The organism is Pleionea mediterranea, from assembly GCF_003148745.1.
GTDB lineage: Bacteria > Pseudomonadota > Gammaproteobacteria > Enterobacterales > Kangiellaceae > Pleionea > Pleionea mediterranea.
This window is the reverse complement of the sequence record NZ_QGGU01000009.1, coordinates 208,168-231,119: the sequence shown is the minus strand read 5'-3', so window position 1 is coordinate 231,119 and position 22,952 is coordinate 208,168. Positions and strand designations below refer to the sequence as shown.

Sequence of the window (22,952 nt, the reverse complement as noted above, 5' to 3'; positions counted from 1 at the left end):
TTCGCAAAAGAGTAAAAGATTATAAAAAGAAGCGAACAACTCTTTCTTTGATCATAATTAGCATTCCCTTTTTTGTATACGCATTTGAGCGAACTCTGTATGAATGGGAGTGCAGTAAAAATGTATATTTTTATCCCGATGAAAAAATAACTCTTCCTAAGTCTTTAGTCTATTTTTCATATATACCTAAAGGTAGAGCAACATATAAAGAGATTGATGGAGAGTATAGGTTGAATTTATTTCATGACTTTAATGTTCAGTATATTATAAGTATTGATGATATTGATAATCCTAAGTTAATTAATGAAAACCAACTGTTTAAAGTCCTATCGGGAGGGAGGTTTTTATCAGAAATAATGAGGGAAGTTTCTGATGAAGAAAAAGCTGCTGCCATTCATAATGCTAGATATGCAGTGTACGACGATAGAAGTTTTATGCACAATATGGTTTATATCAATAAATATATTTATGATTTTAAATCTAATTCTGTTATATCACAAGTATCATTGATTAATCATTCAAAAGGGCAAAATTTAATCAATATTTTGTATCCATACGAGTTCGGTCGGTGTTCGAAAAGTAAGAGCGAGTACAGTATTTTAGAAGAGCTTTTGAGTAATACATTTAAATAAAGGTTTTGGTATGAATATACAAAATAAATTTTCAAATCACTTAAGTGCAAAAAAGCGCAAAAATGGACAGTCATAACTGAGAGCTTCAGAAAACAGTGGGTTCAAAAGGAAGTGAAACGTTTCATGCGACTGTTCAATTCCAGAATAAAGATGTTGGATTCCTAAAGCCCTGATTACCAGTGGCGTTAAAAGTGTATGCGTTTCGGTTTACCAAATACGGCATAATTGACGGGGTTCTTGGGGAGGTAAAGCTGGAATTTAATGGTAATGATTCTCAACCTGCTTTTAAAGGTCAAGTAAATGCCCTGGAAAGCAATATTCGAGCAAATGATGAAGTAGTTAGATTGAAAAGTGGAATGACATTTTCTGTCGAAGTTAAAATGGGTGAAAGGCAAGTGATTGATTACTTGTTGCCTCCTTTAAAAAAGAAAGTGTTATCCAGTTTTAATGAGGTGTGAATTGGCAATAAGGTTAGATGGTTAAATATGATTGGTGTCATCGTAATATTCTTTTATTGTATTATTTTACTTTTTTCATGGGCAGTCGCTTACTTTGTTTTGTCCAGGAAAGATAAGTATTATGTTCTTAAAAGGAATAGCATTATTGTCCTCGTAGGCTTGTTTCCTTTGTATCTCTATATTCCAAAGGCAATTTATCATGAAATAAAATGTTCAGAGACATTTTATTTTATTCCAGTTGATAAAGTTGAAAAACCGAACGCTCTTTTTGTTAAAGGACTTCCTCCATTTAATAGAGAAGTAGAAGTAGGTTATTTGACTTATGAAGTATATGGAGAAGGGTTTGGGGTTGAATATTTAATAACCTCACCTGAGCGCGATATCGATATAAATAATTTGATGGTCAATGTTGATCATATTCGAATTAACGGAATCAACGACTTTAATGAAAATGGTATTAGACCCGATGAAGTTTTAAGTGATTTGCGATATGCCTTGTTAGCGTCGCAAGATGAATTTTTGGGCTTTGTTGATAATCAGGTTTATATCTATGATTTGGTGAATAAGAAAAATATATCGGGTTATTCATCAATATATTCAAAAAATGAAGGGCCAGACAGTATTGGTTCATTACTTTCATTTGGCTTTGAGGGTTGTAGTTCAATTCCGAATAACAGGAAAAAATATTATTACGACTTTGAAATATTTAAAGATACCTTTAATTAAGGGGTTTGGACAGAAAATGAAAATAGTTATAATTATTTTAAGTGTTTTAATATTATCCTCTTGTGACACGAGTGTAGAGTATACAGATAACATAAAGTTTACTGAAGCTCAGTTAAGACGAACAAACACATATGAACTGTCAGGTCGATTATTCGAAATAGAGAAGAGGTATTCGCCTGTAGTACCAACTCGAGATGGAGAGGCAGCATCAATAGGAATTAAAGTGAAGTATCCCTCATTTGAAGGTAAAACAGTTGAAAATCAAGACTTCTTCATAATTAAAGGGCGATATCCTGAAAAACTAATATGGATAGATTTATGGCAAGCATATGATGGTAACGAAATACTTGTTCATAATCGTATAGATAGTGCATTTAGGTATGATAGTAGGCTCAAATATAATGAAAGTATTAAACTCTGGACTGTTTCAGCAAGCAAGTATCAGGATGCCTTCTTTAAAAAAGACAAAAGTATATATCTTGAGTGCTCAAAACAAGATAAATATATAGCGCCATCATGCAAGGGTTATTTGGACTTGTATGATGACTCTATACTTCTTATTGTTATGTTTAAAAGAAAGTATTTGTCTGATTGGAATAATATTATGACTCGATCAAAAAAGCTTGTTGAAAAATTTAATGAAAATGCGAATAAAAAATGAATCTGTTGGTTTTATAAAGCACGATACGTATTAGAAAATGCTGTAATGTTTTAGTATATATTAATAAAGGAGTTTTAAATAAATGAGCATTAAAATTACAAATCAACAGTTAAACCAACTCAGGGAGTATCAGTCGACGGAAAATTTTTAAGATGCATGGGATATGCTTTATAGCCTAGGTGATAAATATGCTGGAAGTGCCTTTCAAATAATAGATGAGTTGAGTACCCTAATCCTAAAGGTTTTTCAATTAGACATGTCGCATCTTAGCTGCCATATTCTTCACTAAATACAAACTGTTCTTTTTGCTTTCTTTTCTCCCAGTTGAGTTTTTCCAGTTCAGGCTTATCGAGAAATTCAGACACATGACCTATGCAAAGATAGGCAATCAGTTTGTGATCGCTCGGTACTTTTAAGGTGGTTTTTACAAACTCCGGATCCAAAATACTGACCCAGCCAACCCCTATGTTCATACTGCGAGCCATTAACCAGATATTTTGTACCGCGCAAACCACACTGTATTCGCCCATTTCTGTCATTGAGGTTTGTCCGAGTACCGGTGTATTCGACGGTTTGTAAAAAACTGCAACATTAACTGGAGCTTCGGTGATCCCTTCCAGTTTTAACTGTTGATACTGTTTAAGTTTTTCATCGGAAAAGTGTTGAAACGCTTTTTCGTTTTCTTCAGCAAAGTTATTGGCGATGGCTTGTCGTGTATTGGAGTTTCGGATCACCACAAATTCCCAGGGCTGGGAAAAACCAACCGAAGGCGCCAGAGAGGCGCTGTAAAATAATTGATCCAGCGTGCTATCGTTAATCGGCTGACTGGTAAAGTAATTGCCGCGCACATCACGCCGTAAACGCATAATGTCTTCGAGACATTGCTGCTGAGTTTGATCAAACAATAAACGGGTCATAATTGAATACTTTTGTGAATAGGTGTTTGCAATGAAATCAGTGTTTCGGTGGCCTGTACTTTATCAATCGCCTGTATTTTGTCGATCAGCAGCCACTGTAAATCTTCAATGGAGTGCGTCATTATTTTGATCAGTACACTGTATTGACCGGTGGTGTAGTAGGCTTCTACCACTTCATTGATTTGTTCAAGCTCGGCAATAACTTCAGGATAGTCGCCAGCACTTTGCAAGTTAATACCAATAAAGCAGCAGACATCGTAACCGAGCTTTTTAGCGTCTACAGCCATATGGGTTCCGGTAATAATTCCGGCCGTTTTAAGTTTTTCTATTCGCACATGAATAGTGGCCGGGCTTACCTTAAATTGCTTGGCCAGCTCTGCGTAGGAAGTGCGCGCATCGGCAATTAGCGCATTAATGATGCGTTTATCCAGATTATCGATTGTTTGATTTTGCATGGAAAATACCACCCGATATTAACGGATCGCCATAAATGATAGGTTTAATTTAAATAATATATACCATAATTGCTTTTGTTGTTAGTTACTATTTAAATTAATGTTGATTTGATTAATTATTCATTACTAAATATGGTAAATCATTAATCAGGGCGTAGCATTATGTGTTCAATATTAGGGCTTCTATCCAGTGATAGCGACCGTACAACTCTTCCCAAACACCTGCGGGCGCAGGCCATTGAGCAATCAAAGCGACAACGTCATCGCGGGCCAGACTGGTCGGGCGTTTATCAAAGTGACTCGGCGATACTGGTGCACGAGCGACTTTCCATCGTAGATGTGACTAATGGAGCGCAGCCGCTTAAAACCACCGATGAGCAACAGATTTTGGCGGTTAATGGAGAAATTTATAACCATCAGACATTAAAGCAAAGTTTGAGTCAGCCGTTTCAGTTTCAAACCGAATCCGATTGCGAAGTGATTCTGGCTCTGTATCGAGAAAAAGGCGTGGCACTGCTCGATGCGTTAAACGGCATGTTTGCCTTTGTGCTCTATGACGAGGCAAAAGACGACTTTTTAATTGCCCGTGATCCCATCGGTATTATTCCCTTGTATATTGGCATCGATAGTAACGGTTTGCTGCAGGTTGCGTCTGAGATGAAAGCGATCAGTGATTATTGTGATGAGGTACAAATATTTCCACCGGGCCATTACCTGACTAAATCGGCGCTGAAAGATAGAAGCGTTAAACAGTCGTCATTACAAGAGATCATTCAGTTGATGACGCCTTATTACAAAAAGCCGTGGCAGAGTTATTCGTCGGTTGCTCAAAATACCGCGTCAGTGTCAGAAGTAAGAGAGTCACTCACTGAGGCAATCAAACGTCATTTGATGACGGATGTGCCATACGGCGTGCTGCTGTCCGGTGGGCTCGACTCGTCCATTGTGGCTGCTGTGACCAAACAGTTTGTCGATAAACGCATTGAAGATAACGGTCAGTCGAGTGCCTGGTGGCCAAGTTTGCATACTTTTGCGATTGGTCTGGAAGGATCGCCCGATCTTACCGCGGCCAGTAAAGTGGCGGAGCACATAGGCTCAATCCATCATAATTTTGTTTACACCATTGAACAGGGCATCGATGCATTAAGCGATGTGATTTATCATCTGGAAACCTACGACGTAACCACCATACGCGCATCCACCCCCATGTATTTAATGGCGCGTAAAATTCGTGCCATGGGCATTAAAATGGTGCTCAGTGGTGAAGGCAGCGATGAATTGTTTGGTGGTTACCTGTACTTCCATAAAGCGCCCAATGCCGAAGCGTTTCACGATGAAACAGTGCGCAAAGTTGATAAGTTACACTGGTTTGATTGCTTGCGAGCGAATAAGTCCATGGCCGCCTGGGGAGTTGAAGCTCGGGTTCCTTTTCTGGATCGGGAGTTTATTGAAACAGCCATGTCGATCAATCCGGAAGCTAAAATGATCCGTGGACAAAAAATTGAAAAGCAAATTTTGCGTGAGGCGTTTGCCGATTTATTACCTGATGAAGTGTGCTGGCGTCAAAAAGAACAGTTTTCCGACGGGGTAGGCTACGGCTGGATCGACAGTTTAAAGCAATTGGCTGAACTTAACGTTACCGATCTGCAAATGGAGCAGGCCGGGCAGCGCTTTCCCGTTAATCCGCCACACACCAAAGAAGGTTACTTTTATCGTCAGATGTTTGAAGCGCATTTTCCAACGGAGTCAGCGGCAAAAACAGTTCCCGGTGGCAAATCGGTGGCCTGTAGTACGCCGGATGCGTTGGCGTGGGATGCGCAGTTTCAGGCCATGGCCGACCCTTCAGGACGAGCAGTGGCTTCGGTGCATGAAGACGGCTATCAACCAGTAAGTTCTTAAAATGAAAAGTTAAGTTAGACAAAGCATTGGTTTTTTATAAACCGCCCATTAATATGGGCGGTATGTCTGCATTGATTAAATTACCTTTCATTATCGCTTTGCTTTCTCTGGTGTCCTGTCAATCCGAAGCACCAGAGTTAATTTCTCTTTTGGATTATCAAGCACGAATGAAACGGTTGCTTGAAGTCGATGATGATTTTAATAGCAGGACAAATATCAAAAAAGAGCAAGGCGAAGCTTTATTGATTGGTGTGGATTATCCAGAGCCGCGCCAACTAAAACGTCCGGTAAAAAATATAAGCATTGGCTGGCTTGATTTTTTTGCCAGCATCGACTGCCCCTCATTACAGGCATTAATTGGTCAGCGCAATACACCTGCCGGAAAACATCCGGATGATGCAACGGCCTTATTGTACGAACTTCAATTAAAACAGTTATGGCATCAATGCTCGATTAAAATGAATCAACTGCCTGATCAGTTAAGGTCGCCATTAGAAAATAAATTAAAACAGTTTGATCGTGAAGTGTGGAATCGAACCTGGGCTGGCTATTATTGGCAAAAATTATTTTCGAACAATCGAAACCGGCAAGCGTTTAATAAAACTTCGGTATCAAAGGTGGTTATGGCGATTCGACAGATACGGCAAGCAGTTCAAGCAAAACCTGAGCAGACAATCAATTACGCTAACATCTATTCGGCGTTTAAAATCATTGAAAAACATCAGGGCGCACTAGGACAGTTAATATTTTTATTGACAGAGCATCAACAGACAATGGAGCGAATAAACCATTGGCTTGAACAGAAAATGACATCCATTTGCCCACAAAATATCACAACCACCCAGGCCAAATATTTGGTCGGTGTGTTACAAAAGTTTTATTTTACCAGTGTACAGCGACAGCAGAGTGAATTAACTGAGTCTTTTCAGCAAGTAAAACAGGAGCTATTGCAATGGAGTATGTTTTTTCCTAAAAAGCCAACATCGAATAAAGCGAATTTTGAACAATGGCATCGCTGGCAACAATGGTCGCTTGGTGAAATAAATGTTAAAAAATTGGACTTTAAAAAAGCAGATATTCTAAAACCAGATACTCTAAAACTAGACCCTATAAAACTGGATCCCAAAAATACAATCCGAAACAACAATAAAGGATTAGCCAGTCGATTGGTGTCTACCGTTAAACAACACGTCACCATTTGGCAGACATTTGGTAAGCAATGTCAGTTAACCATTCGACCAATGAGCCGTTAAGTTGTATTGAACAATAATTAGGATTTTTAGCGGTAAAGATTCTTTGAACTTTTGTACATCACCCACGATGCCATCACGTATTTATCACTCGATTCAGGCACGGCTCCGCGGTGAGTATGGGTAAACCCGCAAGGGGCTAATACCAAACTGCCTTTTGATGCTTTTACTTTGGTTTGTTGAAAGAAAAATTCCGTTTCACCACCTTGCTCAACATCGTTTAAATAAATCAACCAGAGCAGAACCCGATGTAATGACTTTTGAGTTTTATCCGTGGGATGAGGAAAGTGCTCCGAGTGCCAGTGGTGGTAACCGCCTTTCGACTGGGTGTATTTTTGCAGGTTAATATCATCAAGCCGATAAATGGATTGTGTCAGTACGCCTAAATCTTGCTCCGGTAACTTGCCAATATCTTCATAGGTGATGGTTCTTATCTGTCCAGTTTGTGGATCTTTAATCGAGGGGGAAACCGCGCCCGTTAGTATAAATGGATAGGCTTTGGCGTATTGAACAAGTGCCTGATTGATAGTGTTGGAAATCTGATTGCAATCGTCTTTCCAGTCTTTCAGGTTAGAAATATAAAGATCCTGACTGTCTTTTTTGGTCTTATCGACACCGGCACCTGTTTTACCTTCGGTCTTATTGGGATCACGTTCAAATTTTGCGATCAACTGATCACAAAATTCATCCGACAGTGCATTTTTAAATTCAACGATAAAGTTTTGCATATACTTTATAAAACCTTCATTGTTTTTTAGAAGCTATCTCAAAAAATACTGCACTTGATGATACAGCATTAAATATCGAATAAAAATGCTCATTTACTGCGTGTAAACTTTTCTTTTTCATTTTTGTTCGATATTTTTTAGATGACTTCTAGTGATCGATTTAAAAGAATCTACGGCAACCAAAGTGTTGTTTAATAGAGGCCGTTAAATAAGCTTCAAGCATTGTATGAAATGCTTGAAGCTTATGTATTACAGTTGTAATAGATAAAAATATTTAAGATTTATTGATGATGGCTGATAACAATAACTCATCTATCAAAGTACATGGTCAGGATTTTTATTGCCATAATGCTTTGCAAATGCTTTTTTATAATCTGATACTAACTTCGTAATTTCGTCAACATATTGGTTGATTGAGCCTGGCAATGCGTTTCCGTAAATGTTATTTACTTCGCTGCTATTTTTATCAACACTTTTATCTTTAACTTTAATATATTGCTGACTTTTTGAGCTAAAGTTTTTTGATATGATTGCAGGGCTGCCATCTTTATCGACCAAAACCCAATGTATTTTAATTATGGGCTCTTCTTTTGTATTCATAAATCCGCTGGTCTTAATATTTGCAAATTGAATAAATACCGCCATAGAAGCATCAACATTAAGTTCGTTAGCAACTTCAGCCATATTTTCAAATGCAATGTCACGGTTATCTTTAAGGATGTCAGTTAGTGGTGTTTTTATTGGGTAGGACACAAACCCTTCGGATGAAATACCTCGGTTATGATCTTCAATTGCCTTTTTCGCGTCTTTAATTTTTTGTTGTTTAGTTCCCCACGATAAAGCAGAAGTCTTTGCATTGGTTAAATTATTTTCAAGCTCATTCTTTGTGCTTTTTGATAATGCTAGCCATTCCTTTATCTTACTTGAGTTAGCAATTTTTTTCTTAGAAGCAAACGTCCATCCTAATTCTTTTGTTAAGTCAGACGTTATGGTTTTGTATGTTGACTCTAGTATGCTCTTTAAATATTGATTATCAGAAGTACTTTTTTCTTTCGTTCCGTTAATGATTGATAATACTTTTCCCAAGGCAAAACCTTTTTTCGAAGTTTTATCAATAGTTTTAACTTCATCATCAATGAAAATATTTAAAAATGCAATTGAATCGATCTTTACTATATTACTGTTAGCCACTACTAAGCGGGCATTCTTGGAGCTAGGTTGAGCAATAGTTACTTTTTGGGTTTTACCATCTTGCTGTTTGAATTCTAGTGTTTTATTAGAAGAATTTCGCATAGCATCTCCGGCTTTTTCCCCGGTAACTACCTTGCAACCACTAATAGCGAGTAGGCTTACCAAGCCTAGCAATTTAAATTTCATAAAGAACCACCATATTTGTTTGATTAATATTTAGTCGAGTAACTATACGTTGTCATTATATGATTTTGACAGTAATGTTTGTATGTTTTTTGTAACTGATAAAGATATACAATATAATCACCGAGTGAATTAAAGTAATTAATTATCAATAAGTATGCAAATTTTTTATAAGTCTGGATTAATAGTCGGTATAGCTAGACGTCTTTCGACAGACGACTTAAGTCGCTTTGCTAAAGCTACTCCTATAGTAACGACTTAACGTCAAATGCTTTAATTCCAAGTAAACTTGCCATTTTGGCAACTTAAGATACCCTAGTGATCGCCGAGTAATGCTATCAATCCATCTGACAGAGTAAGACGCCAGTTCAGATGAGAGTGGCCACCCTTGTATTCTTTATACACAACGTCATAGCCCTTTAATATCAATATGTCTTTTAATTGTCGATTTGTTCCAACACGGGCCAGTCCAAGATCGTATAAACCAACGTCCAGATAAAAGCGTACCGGTTGTTTGGGTAGTTGTTTGATATCAGACAGCAGTTTGCCTTCATATTCCGGATAGATCGGCCAGTTCTTTTTGTCTTTTTGTGTGTAATAAAAGGAGCCAGACTGTGATAACACACCATTTATATGGTCGGGGTATTTTAAAGCTGATCTAATCGCAGCAAAGGCCGCACGACTGGGACCAGATATGATGGTTTTTCCAGTATTGTCAGAGTTGTTAAGGTTGTATTTATTGTTGATCCATGGGATCAACTCCTGCCCTATAAACTTAGTAAAACGCTCATTGAGCATATCTTGTGATCGACTGCCCTGATTGAATACAAAAATGGCAATGGTGGGCTTTATCTTTTTTGCCGCTATTAAGTTATCCAGAATGGTCGGCATAGGTGTCCATCCTCTCCAGGTTTGCGCATGATCGGCGTTACTTGAGTAATTTTCGCCATCCAGTTGAACAATAAGATTGTGAGCTATTGCAGGATCATAGTTGGCGGGTAAGTAAACAAGTAACTTGCGCTCTTGGTTTAAATACTTGCTCATGATGTTAAATGACTTTAGCTTACCATTTGAGATTGTTGCGTCGGATTCTGTGTAAGCTGTACGTTTTGCATGTGGACCAAACACTGACCCATCATAAACGTGCTTCATAGACGTTTTATAAAGTTCATGTTGGTCGTCAGTTGACGTTCCGCTAAAGGGCTTTCGTATAAATTCATTGATGCCATAATTGAAACGGGCATCAAGCGGAATGCTTTGCGTGCAAAAATAATAATGGCTGTTCGCTATTTGCTTGAATCTTAAACCATAAAAATCAGGTCCACCGGATTGCATAAAGTAATCGGTATCTTCGTTGCCTTTTACGAAATAAGTAACCATTGCTTTGCTGGGATCTTTCTTGCTTACTTCGACTATATGTTGTTCTGAAAGCGAGTCATAAAATTCACTGAGACTGGACTTGTCCTGATTATAGTCGAGCCATAACTGGTAAAGTGTATCGGTTGGGTATTCCTGGCGGGCTGCATTTTTTTGTTCGCTGGTTATTTGCTTTGCCTCTAAGCCATGTGACAGCCAAAACAAAAACAAAACAAGCAGTAGAAAAAAGTGTTTATTCATAAAAAGTCCATTTGAAATTGTAGAAGCGCAATCGAGGATCGCCATTAATTATTATTGAGCCTGTGTACTCTAAATTTTAATTGACGAAAACACAAAGGGTTTGGAGCAATTGCAAAAAAAAGGCGGGTCAAATGACCCGCTTAAGCGCTTGAGTATGGACTTATTATTGTTTTATATTTCTCGTTAAGAAATTCCTTTGCACTCGTTTAGAAAACGTCAGTTTTAGAAAACAACCGATACGTCTGCTGAACAAGTGGTGGTGCCTGCATCACAAACTTTGTAGATGTAGCTGCCACCGCCTTTAACATTTAAGTTGTCGGTGTAAGCACCATCGTTTGCTGTTGTCGCAATGATTGAACCATCACGAAACACATCAATGTTTGTTGCCGTTGTACCCGACCAGCTTAAGTCAACAACTTGAGCACCTTTGTTTTTGTAACCATTGGCGGACAATGAAATATCACCAGCAGGCGGTTCAGTTCCACCGTCACAGCTGTTTGCCGTCAAGTAATCGCTAGCAGCTTTCGCTTTAACGATACCGTAACCAAAGTACTCATCGTGACCGGCTGCACCTGCATCGAATGCGGTTGCTTTAAGAGCCGCACGTATATCACTACCGGAACACGTTGGGTGATTTGACCAAACCAGAGCAGCGACACCAGAAACACCAGGCGTTGCCATTGAAGTACCACTCATGTAGCCGTAGTCACTTGGCCCAATAGAGATAGAAGCGGTTGCTGCGGCCAATAAAGCGGAGCGATCTTCCTGAGCAGCGCCAACTGCTGGAATAGTGGTGCTGTTAGAGGTGCCCAGTGTGCCGTAAAGCATGCCTGGTTCGTTATTAATAATAACCGCACCAATACCGCCTGAGCTCTCGCAGTTAAGCACTTTGTCGTGGAATGAAATCACACCGCGGTCAATCATGCAGACCTTGCCGCTGGCGCCAGCGTCAGTGCTTTCTGCAGTACCCATAAAGTAAGTTGAACCACTGGCGCTGCCGTTGTTTTCCATCGCAGAAGAGGCAAAACCTACCGAGTCAGCAGTAAGCGTAGACATTGATGCGCCACCGGATGGGTAAGTGGAAAGTGTATCAACACCGCCAGCCGTTGCTTCAACGCAAATGGTTTCATCAAAAGTTGCTTTAGGTCCTTTGCCAGATGTACAGCTAGGGAACTGTGAGAAACTGGCGATGTTATTGTCACCGTCGTTAGCACCAATCATCATGACCGATGAGTAACCCGCAGGGTAAGAACGAGTGGTGTTTCCGTCATTACCGGCCGCTGCCAGTACCAGGCCACCGTTATTAGTGAAGGTATTGAACGCGTTTTCTTCAGTGCTGTTGGCACCGCCACCACCTAAGCTCATGCTGATAATATCGGCACCGCCTTCGGTACATTTTTGTGCGGCAAAGGCCAAATCGGAAGAATAACCCCAGCCTGCTTCATTGAATACTTTAATGATGTGCAGAGGATTGCCCGGAGCCATACCAATAACACCAAAGCCATTGTCAGCTGCTGCGATAGTTCCGGCTACGTGAGTACCGTGTGGGCCTCCGTCGCGGAACCAGTCACCGGTACCTGAATCACTGGTACCTGTAATTACTGTCCAATCGAAATCAGCATTGTAACCACCGGTTTCGCCTTGCTCGCGAGCGATACCTGAATCAATAACACAAACGGTTTTCGCGTTGGTCATTTGCAGCGCAACCTGGTTGGCTTCAGATTGATAAATGGCATAAGGCGTTAATTGCTGGGCTGTTGGATCGCCAGCGTCGTCGTTGTAAATTGCCATTGGGAATCGACGAGTGTCTGCTTCGATGAGTTTGATATGAGGGTTGTTCAGTAAACCTTTAACGTCGTTTAAGCTTTTGCCATCAAACGTCGCTGCGATAAATCCGTTGGCGTCAAGATTAAGCTCTCCGCCCATTTTTTTAGCCAGTGCTTTAACCACACCTTTTTTGTCATTATCGACCTGAATGATATACCGACTGTCGTCAGCCTGTAGGCTGCCTGCGGATAAGGTCAGCATAGTTGCTGCTGATATTGCTTTTAATTTAGAAACCATTAGGTTTTCTCCTGCTATGGGTAGCTCTGTCATTATTATGTATTTGCTGTCTATCCCTGGGCGCTGTGTGTTGTTTGCAGCGCAATGGTCCATAAGTGAATAGATTGTTTCTTAAATGAACACTTGTTATTCACCGGTGAATTCATCATTCACCAAAAACAGCATTTTGAGCTAGTTCAATAGCGACAGGATTTGCTACAACAGCGACAAAAGTCGCTGAAATCAGGGTTTTCAGGAGGTTTCTTGAATATCTTTTTGATATTGGCTGGGTGAGACACCAACGTATTCTTTAAAGCAACGACCAAAGTAAGACTGCGACGAAAAGCCACAAGCCTGTGCCGCTAATCCTACTTGTTCGTTGCTTTTAAGCAGCAATTTGGCCTTTTCCAGACGGAACTGTCTTAATGCCTCCAGCGGGCTTACGCCAAGTACTGCTTTCACTTTTCGTTGCAGTTGACGTTCACTCATGGCGAGTTCCGAGGCAATATAGCTCATGGGAATGTCGGCATTGGCGTAATGTTCGGCAAACAGTGCATTTAACTTTTGCACAAACTTGTCGGTTACTTGAGTTTTGTCGTTCTGTTCCGGATTATTCAGACTAAAGTGCCACTGGCGCGTTAGTTTTTGTTGCAGCTTAACGCGCGATTTTATTTGATTGGCGACTCTTAGCAGCAGTTCTCTGGCATCAAAGGGCTTGGTCAGGTAATCATCGGCTTCCGCCTGCAAGCCTTCAAGTTTGCTGTCCGGATCGCTCCTGGCGGTTAACATAATGACCGGAATATGCGCGGTTAATTCATTGCTTCGAATGGATTTCAGCGCGGTAAAGCCATCGATGCCCGGCATCATCACATCGGAAATGATGATGTCCGGAATATAATCCAGCGCCATTCGAATGCCTTCTTCGCCATTACTCGCCAGCAGACACTGATGATGTGGCGACAGTATCTGATTTAAATGCCCTTGCATATCGACATTGTCTTCAATAATTAGCACCAGATATTGAGATTTTACCGCCGACTGTAATTGATGCTCGGTTTGCGCATCGACCAGCTCCGCCTCCAGACTGTGACTGAATTTATCCCGGCTTAATCTATCACCGCACAATTCCGCCAGCTGTTCACTTTCTTCCGCTTGCGGCTCGGCGATTGGGGCGGTGATTTGAAATTCGGCGCCCTGATTAACCGCTGAATGAATGCCAACTTTCCAGCCCATGGCATCGCACAGCTCTTTGACCAGTGCCAGCCCAATGCCGACACCATGGATCGGTTGCCCATGAGTATTGTCTGCGCGATAAAATCGATGAAAAACTTTAATTTGTTCGTCGTCGCTTATGCCCGGTCCGGTATCGGTGACGGAAAACTGAATATGCGTGGTATGAGAGGCGATCTGTAAACTCACCTCACCGCCAGCGGGGGTGTATTTAAAAGCGTTCGATAACAGATTGAATACTATTTTTTCCAGTGCCTGATTATTGCCGGTGATCCAGAGTGGTTGTTGTTCCGGGAACTGAAACTGTATATTTTTTTCTTTCGCGACCGATAAAAACGATAAGCAGACGAACTGAATAATATGGGAAGCATTGATGGGCGATACGGTGATGGAGTCCTGTGAGGAACGTGACAGTTCCAGTAATTGTTCGACCATGCGAACCATACGCAGGCCATTAGTTTTTGCCGTACTAATTTGCTGTTTTTGTTGCGCAGTGGGTGAGGCATTGAGCAGGTTATCCAGTACACCGTTAATAATGGTCAGTGGCGTGCGGAACTCATGTGAAATATTGGCGGTAAACTGATCTTTAAGACGGTGGATGTCTTCTTCGGCCTGTTTTTGTTCTCGTATATCCGCCAAAGAAATAACCAGCGGCGCCTGATCGGCACTGTTTCCTTCTGATACGGTGGCATGAACCGTGAGGGTCTGACCGGACTGGCTTTTCATAACACTTTCAAGCTCAAGCCCGGCACTGTGGCGTTTTAATTTTTGTCGATAGCTTTGGTATTTAAATAACAGTGCCAACTCTTCACCCTCATCAATCAGTTGCTCAAACGACATTGTCAGAAAATCACGGTTGGAATAGCCGAGCATTTTTGTGGCTGCCGGATTTGCCGATAAAATATTACCTTGATTGTCCACCGTAAAAATGGCGTTACTGGTGGTTTCAAGAATCGACTTATAGGAGTCGCTTTGTTGTTGAAGATGTTGCGCCTGATGTTGCAACTGAGAGCGTAAGGAATCGATGGTGAACTGATTTTCTTTTAACTGAAACGTATAGCGCCCGGACTGATGAATAAGTGATATTAATTGCGTCGCGCCAAGAATAAAGCTGAGCACCAACCAGCCGTAAAAGACCGATTGCTGTGTCGTGTTTTGTAGCGACTCAAATAACGGATGATTTTGTACCAGTGTGTGCAATAACAATATAACGGCAATAAAAAATAACGGACTGTTAAACAGGTTCATTCGTGAATACTGGCGATTGATGGACGCACTCTCGGTACTGCTTAGAGGTTGCATAAGCCCGGCAATTAAGAATAGATAGGGTGTAAACCAGAGCCAGTCTATGACGCTGCCAAAGTTTAACGAAATCTGATTAGTGGAGTGCAGCAGTTCAAGCAAATCGGCGATTAACCAGTTCAACATGGCCAATCCCAGCAGGCCATATCCTTGCCAGTTGGCAAGTCGACTTTTATAAGCCAGATACCACCAGCGCACCATCAAGTAGGCGTCCATCAGCATATAAAACAAAAAATTACTCGGCCAATACTGTTGACCGGCGGACTGCAAGGACGATGGTGTTAACACCAGATAAATAAACACACCCAGAGTAAAAGACAGAGTGGATGTCCAGATAAGTAAACTGTTGTGCGATAAAAGCTGACCGGCGTGGCGATAACTTTTTATTTCTATGGCAGCAATCATTAAGGCGTAAAATAAAAAATAACAGACGCCATTGATCAAGCTTTTAACGGAAAAAGGCAGGCTGCTCCATGCAACATTGAACACCAGCGTGAGCAGTAACCAGGATAGTGTCGCAGCACCAATCAACAGCCAGAACAGCGACGCTATTTGCGTTTGCTCCTGCTGTAGACGATAGAGAACCGTGGCAAATACAAGACACAGGAAAATGCCATCACTTAAGTGGCTTGAAAAATAAAAGCGCTGATCAAGGGACAGTATGGGCGTTATGTACATCAATGCGATTGCCGTTACAACGAGTACAACAGCGCCAAGCAGCCAAGTTTTTTTTATCATCTCAGTCCGAACAGATTGCTGGAATTTCGCTTTATTGAGTAATGGCGAATCAATCATTGTTGTTTTCTGTTGCGGAAAAAACAAGTGCTAATCATAAATAATTCAAAACTCACAAGTGTTAATAGAGGATAAAAGTTGCTTTAGCGGTAAGTTTTATCGGGCAGGCATGAAAAAGCCGGATCATGGATCCGGCTTTATGATCAATATCAAACCTACTACATATGAATGATAGGATCCGGGTTGCCATCAGGATCGTTTCCGGCCGTGCCATCGCTCGATGGGTTGCCATTACGCATCATGATCACAGCACAAGCGGCTGGAGCTGCCATGGAAGTTCCAGACATGGTGGTTGTACCACCGCCTTTTCTCAGCGATAAGATACTGACGCCAGGTGCTGCGTAGTCAACTGGTGGATTACCGTAGTTCGACCAGCTAGGCATATTGTCGTTAGAGTCAGTCGCAGAAATGGTGTAAATGCGATTACCGTTGGCTCGTGCTGGCGAGTGATTGTTGGCGTGATCGCCATCGTTACCCGCTGCCAATACAAAGTAGGCGCCTGAGCTTTGCGCTGCTGCTTTTACGGCATCATCCAAAGTGGTGCTAACGCCACCGCCCAAACTCATATTGGCACAGTCACCAGACTGAGCGTTGGCGGCTACGTGATCAACACCGGCAATAACACCTGATGTGGTACCTGAGCCACGGCTGTCCAATACTTTAACCGGAACAACAGTAGCATTAGCTGCAACTCCTACCACATCGGCGCTGTTGTCGATGGCGGCAATAGTTCCGGCAACATGAGTTCCGTGACCTTGTCCGTCATCCATGCCAGCGTCTTTGCCTTTGGTGAAGGCCGAGAAACCGCGTGTGGCATCAACGTTTAAATCGCCATGATCCAGATCAATTCCGGTATCGATTACCCAGGCCGTATAACCTGTTGCATCGACTGGGCCGCCGACACGGGTAACACTCCAGGGCGTGGTCTGGCTGCCGCTGCCACCGTCATCACCGCCGCCACCAGGGCCTTTACCCGGAGGAGGTCCCGGATTCATGGTAACCACACTGTCTGGTGTCATTTTTGAAATATCCACATTGTCACCAAATGCGGCTTGTGCTTTGGCGCACGACATATTTACGGTGAATCCTTTGATGGAATGCTTGTAGGTGTATTTTACAGCCGCATTACTGTGGCCAACTGCCTGCGCGCGAGCCACCATGCCTCTTGCACGGCCGTCAACATCAAACTTTGAAAGGTTGCTGTCCAGCTGCACAATGCATCGATTATGAACATTCATGACGTCATTATTATTATCAAACGAAGGTTGATTACCTTGATTGGCGACGACCGCCCCGCTCAGTGCAACACTGATGGACGCTGCCAGAATAGATAGTTTTTGCATATTGTTACCCCTTATTATTTTTTGGGAGTGATCCTTTGTGCTTAAGTAGCACTATTATTGATAGCACCGGGCAGACAACTGAAATAGCTCGATTCCGACATATGTTGGTCGGATCCCGACAAGTTGCACCGAAAGGGGCGCATTGCCTATAAAAGTATGATAAATAAACAGTACAGTGACTTAACACAACACTATCAATAAAGTTGTGACATAAACGTTAAACATTATTGATAGTCGTTATATGAATCTTAATTTGAGATTTGTTGCGGTGTTGGGCTATTATCTAATCAACAGTTGGCAAATTAACAGTTGGCAATATCTAAAAAAGATAATCAATAAAGATTGAAGCTGACTGATAAATCAGAAATACGAGCAACATTACTTAACCTGTTGAATATTAAGAAGTATAACGATAGTAAGTAGAAATAATCGTCAATAATACAGCAGTCATTAGTAGTGTTAGCTAAACAAGGGGTATTTAATGAGTAATACGCAATTTCGAAGCGTTCTGGGTGGGTTACTGGCCGTCGGGCTTGCGATAACTGGCATTGCCACGTTATCAGAGACTTCTCCGGAACCAGCACCTGCGACGTCTGAAGCAACTAGCTTTCTGATCCAGGGTAATGATGCCGCACAGGCCATTGATGCCATGAAGATTGCAGCGACACACCAATTGCCCATTATTAATGCCGTGGCTGCAGAGCTTACCGAATCACAGGTAGCAACCCTTAAATCGCAGGGACTAACACTGACGCCTAATTACTCCGTTAAGGCCAGTGGCCTTGCCTGGGGTCAGCGAGTTGGTTATTCACTGGCATCCGCCACTCAAATGACCAACGCCGATAAATTACATGATCAATATATTTTTGGTGATGGTGTAACCATTGTGGTGATGGATACCGGTGTAAAAACCATGACCGGTATTCGCCACGATGCCTATGGCCGTCATCGCGTTTATGGCACCTATAACGCCATTCGAAATAAAACATCCATGACTGATGATGAAGAAAGTGGTCACGGTACACACGTCGCCAGTGTTGCTATTAATAGCGAATTTGACGCAAATGGACGTTATTACGGCATTGCGCCCGATGCCCGATTAATCAGTGTTAAAGCATTTGATGCCAATGGTGCCGGTTCTTACGCCGATGTGATCCGAGGTCTTCAGTGGTCGATTGCTTATAAAGACAGTTACAACATTCGGGTTTTAAACTTATCCTTCAGTGCTGATCCGCGATCTTATTATTGGGATGATCCATTGAATCAGGCTGTTATGAAAGCGTGGCAGGCTGGCATTGCCGTCGTTACTTCGGCTGGTAATCGTGGTGCTGGCGCATTTGGTGTTGGTGTTCCGGGTAATGTGCCCTATGTGATAACCGTTGGCGCAGTGACCGATAATTACACACCAAACGATTACACTGACGATCGGCTGGCAAGCTTTTCTTCAAGTGGCCCTACGGTTGAGCGCTTTGTGAAACCGGATGTGGTGGCTCCGGGCGGTCATCTTATGGGGTTAATGGAAGATAAAATGACCTTGGCTAAAAACCACCCGGAATTTCATGACGGTGGTAAGTACTTTATGATGTCGGGTACTTCGCAAGCGGCTGGTGTGGTAACCGGTGTTGTGGCATTAATGCTTGGGCAAAATCCTGAGTTAACGCCGGATGATGTGAAGTGTCGATTAATGGCGGCTGCAAAACCCGCACGAAAATCTGACGGTAGCTGGGCATACTCACCGTTCCAGCAAGGTGCCGGTCAAGTGGATGCCGAGGCAGCGCTTAAAAGTACCGCAACAGGTTGTGCAAATATTGGTTTGGATATTGAAAAAGATCTCAACGGTACCGAACATTACGCTGGGCCAACCATGATCAATGATGCGGGTGAGTTTTACTTAGTTGATTATGACAGTTTATTTTGGAATGGAACGAGCGAAGGCGATCTATCTGGTTACTCCTGGAGTGATGTGAGCCGTTGGGGTAGCTCTACTCCTTGGAATGATGCCAGTGCATGGGGCGATGCCAGTGCATGGGGCGATGCCAGTGCATGGGGCGATGCCAGTGCATGGGGTGATGCCAGTGCATGGGGTGATGCCAGTGCATGGGGCGATGCCAGTGCATGGGGCGATGCCAGTGCATGGGGTGATGCCAGTGCATGGGGTGATGTTAATATCGCGATAAATATTTGGGTTGACCAAGAATAGTTAAATATTTCTGATTTTGTTGGTACATTAAAAGCCGTGCATTGCCACGGCTTTTTTATTGAGAACGATTGAATGATTTGTATATTGCATAGAAGACTGCTTGTTTTAATAGCGACAATTTATAGTTGTTATGGATTAACCAATAACCTTGAGAATACAAGGTTTAGACATATTTCAACTCAACAGGGACTTTCACAAAAAACAGTTCAGTCTATTTATCAAGATTCCCATGGCTTTATGTGGTTAGGTACACAGGAAGGATTAAATCGATACGATGGACGCAATATTAAAGTGTATAGACATCTTCAAAAATCAGGTATTTCCCATGATGTAATACGTGCGATTCAAGAAGATAGTGATGGTAATTTATGGGTGGCAACTCGTGGAGGTTTAAATAGATACGATGCTAAACTGGATAGTTTTGTAAAAGTCAAAGTTTACGATGATGATAAAGAAGTTTTACAGTTTAATAGTTTGTATAAAGGTAAAGATGGAACTTTATGGATTGGTACCGACGGCCATGGACTTTACTCGATTGAAAGTAAAAGTGATGAAGTAAAAAAGTTTAAAGTTATTAAAAAATTAAATACAGCAGAAGTTAGAGTTGTATATGAAGATACTCGAGGAAGACTGTGGATTGGAACCAATAATCAAGGTGTTTTTCTATATGAGAATATTTTGAAAGCTCACTTTGTCAATAGCGATAAAAAAAGTAGTCTATCGCATAATTCCATTCGAAGTATTGCAGAGGATAGTAAAGGAAAAATTTGGATTGGAACAAGAGGGGGCGGTATTAACCGATATAATGAACTCACTCAGAATTTCAATATTGATCGACATAATCCCTCAAATCCAAATAGCTTGTCTCATGATCGTGTCTATAATATTTTGCCAGATAATAATAGAGTATGGGTTGCTACTGATGGTGGTATAAGTGTTTATAACCAAGAACAAGGACATTACACTCAAATTACTCAGAAGAGCTCTCAAACAACAGGACTTAATCATAACCGTGTCTTATCAGCGTTTAAAGATAAAGCGGGTTTAGTTTGGTTTGGAACCATGTCGGGTATAAATATATGGAATCCTGTAACGGCTGTCTTTAATTACTACCGACATATACCTGAAGATGAAAAAACATTAAAAAACAATACTGTTTATTCATTTGAACAGTTAAGTAACTCGAAAGTAGCAATTGGAACATTTGGAAGTGGAATTAATATACTAAACACAAAAACACAAGATATCTCAACTGTTCTAGAATTAAGTCGGGAAGATAATAGAGCAAAACGAATAATGTCACTATTTCTCGACAGATCTGGAGAACTATGGGCCGGTAGTATTTCAAGCGGTGTTGAAGTGTATTCGGAAGATTTATCTTTAATAGATAAATATGTTTATAAGGATCATGGGGAATCTAGTTTATCAGCTAATGGTGTGACGGATATCATACAGGATGCGGATGGCGAGATTTGGATCTCTACTTATCGATCTGGTCTAAATCGCCTCGATAAAAAAAACAATTCATTTAAAAAATATAATAAAAATAATAATACTAGTGGATTGGAAAGTGAAAATATATTTTCACTTCTTGAGGATGAAGAAGGCTTTATTTGGCTGGCAACTGATGGTGGAGGAATATCTAGGTTAGATAAAAGGAATGATGAAATTATTACAATAAAGAATCAAGAAGGGAATTTAGAATCTCTTTCTGGAAATATAGCGTCATCTATTTATGAAGATAGTAAAGGTATAATTTGGATAGGAACCTTTGGAAATGGTCTTAATCGCTGGTCGCCAGCGGATAGGCGGAATTTAAATAATAACTTTAAAAAGTATGATATTAGTAATGGATTGAATAGCAGTACTATTAATGGCGTTGTAGAAGATAGTAGTGGATTTATCTGGATAAGTACCGTGAAAGGCGTCAGTAAACTAAACCCTAATACAGATGAAATTGTAAATTATGATTTAGCTGATGAAATACATGACAATGAGTTGAATCAGGGCGCTATATTAAAGGATAGTGAAGGACGTTTATATTTTGGTGGTTTAAATGGCGTGATAGCTTTTAATCCAAATGAAGTCCAAAGAAATCAACATATACCTCCTGTTAAACTGACAAAGGTTACAATTGGAAATGTACTTCATCAACCAGAAGTTTCCATCTCTAACCTTGAGGATTTAGAATTGAGTCATAAGGATTACCTTGTAACTTTGGAGTTTTCAGCGCTTGATTATGCAAACCCATCAGATAATCAGTATAAGTATAAGCTCGAAGGGTTTGATGAAAGCTGGATAAATGCAAATAACTTAGGGCAGGCAACCTTCACCAACCTGCCATCAGGACAATATATTTTTAAAGTGAAGGGTAGTAATAATGATGGTGTCTGGAGTGATGAGTCCATTAATTTAAAAGTTACGGTACATCCTGCGCCCTGGTTCTCCTGGTGGGCATACAGTTTATACGCCACATTGTTTTGTATTATTTTGTTGATATTTATTCGTCATCAGGCAAAACGTTTTGCTAAGCATGATTTGTTTCAAAACCAGGTGAATGAAAAGGTTGATGAAAAAATTCAGCTGTATATGCAAAATAATGAGACGTTAACTAAAAAAGTTGAGAAGTTGGATGCCTTGTCATTAGTGGATCATGAAACACAGCTTTTAAGTCAATCGGCCTTTATCAGTCAAGTATCGACTGCACTTGATGTTCAAAATGCGTTAGTAACAGAAGATAATCGTAATGAATCTCGGCTCTTAATTGGTTTGCTGGATGTTGATATTGATGTTAAAGAGAATAACAACCCGGCACAATGCTTGATAAAAGTGGTGCAGCAGTTAAAACAAAACAGTAAAACGAATATGGTGGTTGCCCGTTGGGATACTCATCAGTTGGCGTTATTAATGCCACTAGGTCGTGAGCGACACTTGAATAATGACGAGTCGAATAGCTTTGTCAATAATCCTTCGGACTCAATGGCGTCTGTCATGAAATCCAACTTGGATAATTTAATTACGTGTTTAAGTCATTCAGAAAATCTAAAAAGCATGACATTGAATTTAGGAGTAACCTTGCCAAGATACGCGCTGGACAGTGAACATACGGATGCTGAATTACTGTTATTGCTTACCGAACACTTAATGTACTCTGCAAAACAATATTCGGAAAAACAGTTTTCAGAAAGTACCTACCTTGCTGTTTACGAAACACGGCAAAAACTGACAAGCAAACTGATTAAAACAGTGATATCCGAAAAGTCACCATTAAAGTTGACCGATAGCTTTCAATTTTTGAGTAATATCGATAATGAAATATAAA

The 22,952-nt window shown here is 41.0% G+C and carries 16 protein-coding genes; 8 read left to right on the top strand and 8 right to left on the bottom strand.

Going from position 1 to position 22,952, the window contains the following annotated elements; translation table 11 throughout:
- The 4 genes from C8D97_RS18195 to C8D97_RS13515 form a co-directional block, all read left to right on the top strand.
- On the top strand, positions 1-632 hold a 632-nt coding region (locus tag C8D97_RS18195), incomplete at its 5' end, for a hypothetical protein (protein ID WP_170115255.1).
- A gap of 179 nt (positions 633-811) precedes the next feature.
- Positions 812-1,090, top strand: a complete 279-nt coding sequence (locus C8D97_RS13525; RefSeq protein ID WP_109764315.1) for a hypothetical protein — start codon at positions 812-814, stop codon at positions 1,088-1,090.
- A 27-nt stretch (positions 1,091-1,117) separates the two neighbouring features.
- On the top strand, positions 1,118-1,816 hold the full coding sequence (locus C8D97_RS13520; protein WP_146196151.1) for a hypothetical protein: 699 nt from the start codon (positions 1,118-1,120) through the stop codon (positions 1,814-1,816).
- Positions 1,817-1,832: 16 nt separating this feature from the next.
- Positions 1,833-2,477 (top strand): hypothetical protein, encoded by a 645-nt coding sequence (locus tag C8D97_RS13515; RefSeq protein WP_146196150.1) that lies wholly within the window; start codon positions 1,833-1,835, stop codon positions 2,475-2,477.
- A gap of 266 nt (positions 2,478-2,743) precedes the next feature.
- Here the strand turns inward: C8D97_RS13515 and bluB are convergent, their stop codons facing one another.
- Positions 2,744-3,394: a 5,6-dimethylbenzimidazole synthase gene (bluB, locus tag C8D97_RS13510; protein WP_109764312.1), complete on the bottom strand. Its 651-nt coding sequence runs from the start codon at positions 3,392-3,394 to the stop codon at positions 2,744-2,746.
- Positions 3,391-3,849 (bottom strand): transcriptional regulator AsnC, encoded by a 459-nt coding sequence (asnC, locus tag C8D97_RS13505; RefSeq protein WP_109764311.1) that lies wholly within the window; start codon positions 3,847-3,849, stop codon positions 3,391-3,393. The genes bluB and asnC overlap by 4 nt, the downstream gene beginning before the upstream one ends.
- A gap of 162 nt (positions 3,850-4,011) precedes the next feature.
- On the opposite strand from asnC, the gene asnB reads away from it, so the two are divergent.
- Together asnB and C8D97_RS13495 are read left to right on the top strand one after the other, a co-directional pair.
- On the top strand, positions 4,012-5,748 hold the full coding sequence (gene asnB, locus C8D97_RS13500) for an asparagine synthase B (protein ID WP_109764310.1): 1,737 nt from the start codon (positions 4,012-4,014) through the stop codon (positions 5,746-5,748).
- 26 nt (positions 5,749-5,774) lie between these two features.
- On the top strand, positions 5,775-7,001 hold the full coding sequence (locus C8D97_RS13495) for a DUF3080 family protein (protein ID WP_146196149.1): 1,227 nt from the start codon (positions 5,775-5,777) through the stop codon (positions 6,999-7,001).
- A gap of 26 nt (positions 7,002-7,027) precedes the next feature.
- Here C8D97_RS13495 and C8D97_RS13490 read toward each other — a convergent pair whose 3' ends face one another.
- The 6 genes from C8D97_RS13490 to C8D97_RS13465 all read right to left on the bottom strand — a co-directional run bounded on the left by C8D97_RS13490 (position 7,028) and on the right by C8D97_RS13465 (position 17,430).
- Positions 7,028-7,726: a 2OG-Fe(II) oxygenase family protein gene (locus C8D97_RS13490; RefSeq protein WP_109764308.1), complete on the bottom strand. Its 699-nt coding sequence runs from the start codon at positions 7,724-7,726 to the stop codon at positions 7,028-7,030.
- 315 nt (positions 7,727-8,041) lie between these two features.
- Positions 8,042-9,103, bottom strand: coding sequence for a hypothetical protein (locus C8D97_RS13485; RefSeq protein WP_109764307.1), 1,062 nt, complete (start codon positions 9,101-9,103; stop codon positions 8,042-8,044).
- A 312-nt stretch (positions 9,104-9,415) separates the two neighbouring features.
- A complete protein-coding gene (locus C8D97_RS13480; RefSeq protein WP_170115254.1) occupies positions 9,416-10,717 on the bottom strand; it encodes an alpha/beta hydrolase in 1,302 nt (433 codons plus the stop codon).
- A gap of 222 nt (positions 10,718-10,939) precedes the next feature.
- Positions 10,940-12,781: a S8 family serine peptidase gene (locus C8D97_RS13475; RefSeq protein ID WP_109764305.1), complete on the bottom strand. Its 1,842-nt coding sequence runs from the start codon at positions 12,779-12,781 to the stop codon at positions 10,940-10,942.
- A gap of 231 nt (positions 12,782-13,012) precedes the next feature.
- Entirely contained in the window at positions 13,013-16,030 is a 3,018-nt protein-coding gene (locus C8D97_RS13470; RefSeq protein ID WP_170115253.1) for a response regulator, read from the bottom strand.
- Between the two features lie 215 nt (positions 16,031-16,245).
- Positions 16,246-17,430, bottom strand: a complete 1,185-nt coding sequence (locus tag C8D97_RS13465; RefSeq protein ID WP_109764303.1) for a S8 family serine peptidase — start codon at positions 17,428-17,430, stop codon at positions 16,246-16,248.
- A gap of 481 nt (positions 17,431-17,911) precedes the next feature.
- Between C8D97_RS13465 and C8D97_RS13460 the strand changes: the two genes are divergently transcribed.
- Both C8D97_RS13460 and C8D97_RS13455 read left to right on the top strand, forming a co-directional pair.
- On the top strand, positions 17,912-19,630 hold the full coding sequence (locus C8D97_RS13460; RefSeq protein WP_109764302.1) for a S8 family peptidase: 1,719 nt from the start codon (positions 17,912-17,914) through the stop codon (positions 19,628-19,630).
- A gap of 84 nt (positions 19,631-19,714) precedes the next feature.
- A complete protein-coding gene (locus C8D97_RS13455; RefSeq protein WP_170115252.1) occupies positions 19,715-22,951 on the top strand; it encodes a two-component regulator propeller domain-containing protein in 3,237 nt (1,078 codons plus the stop codon).
- The last annotated feature ends 1 nt before the right edge of the window (position 22,952 follow it).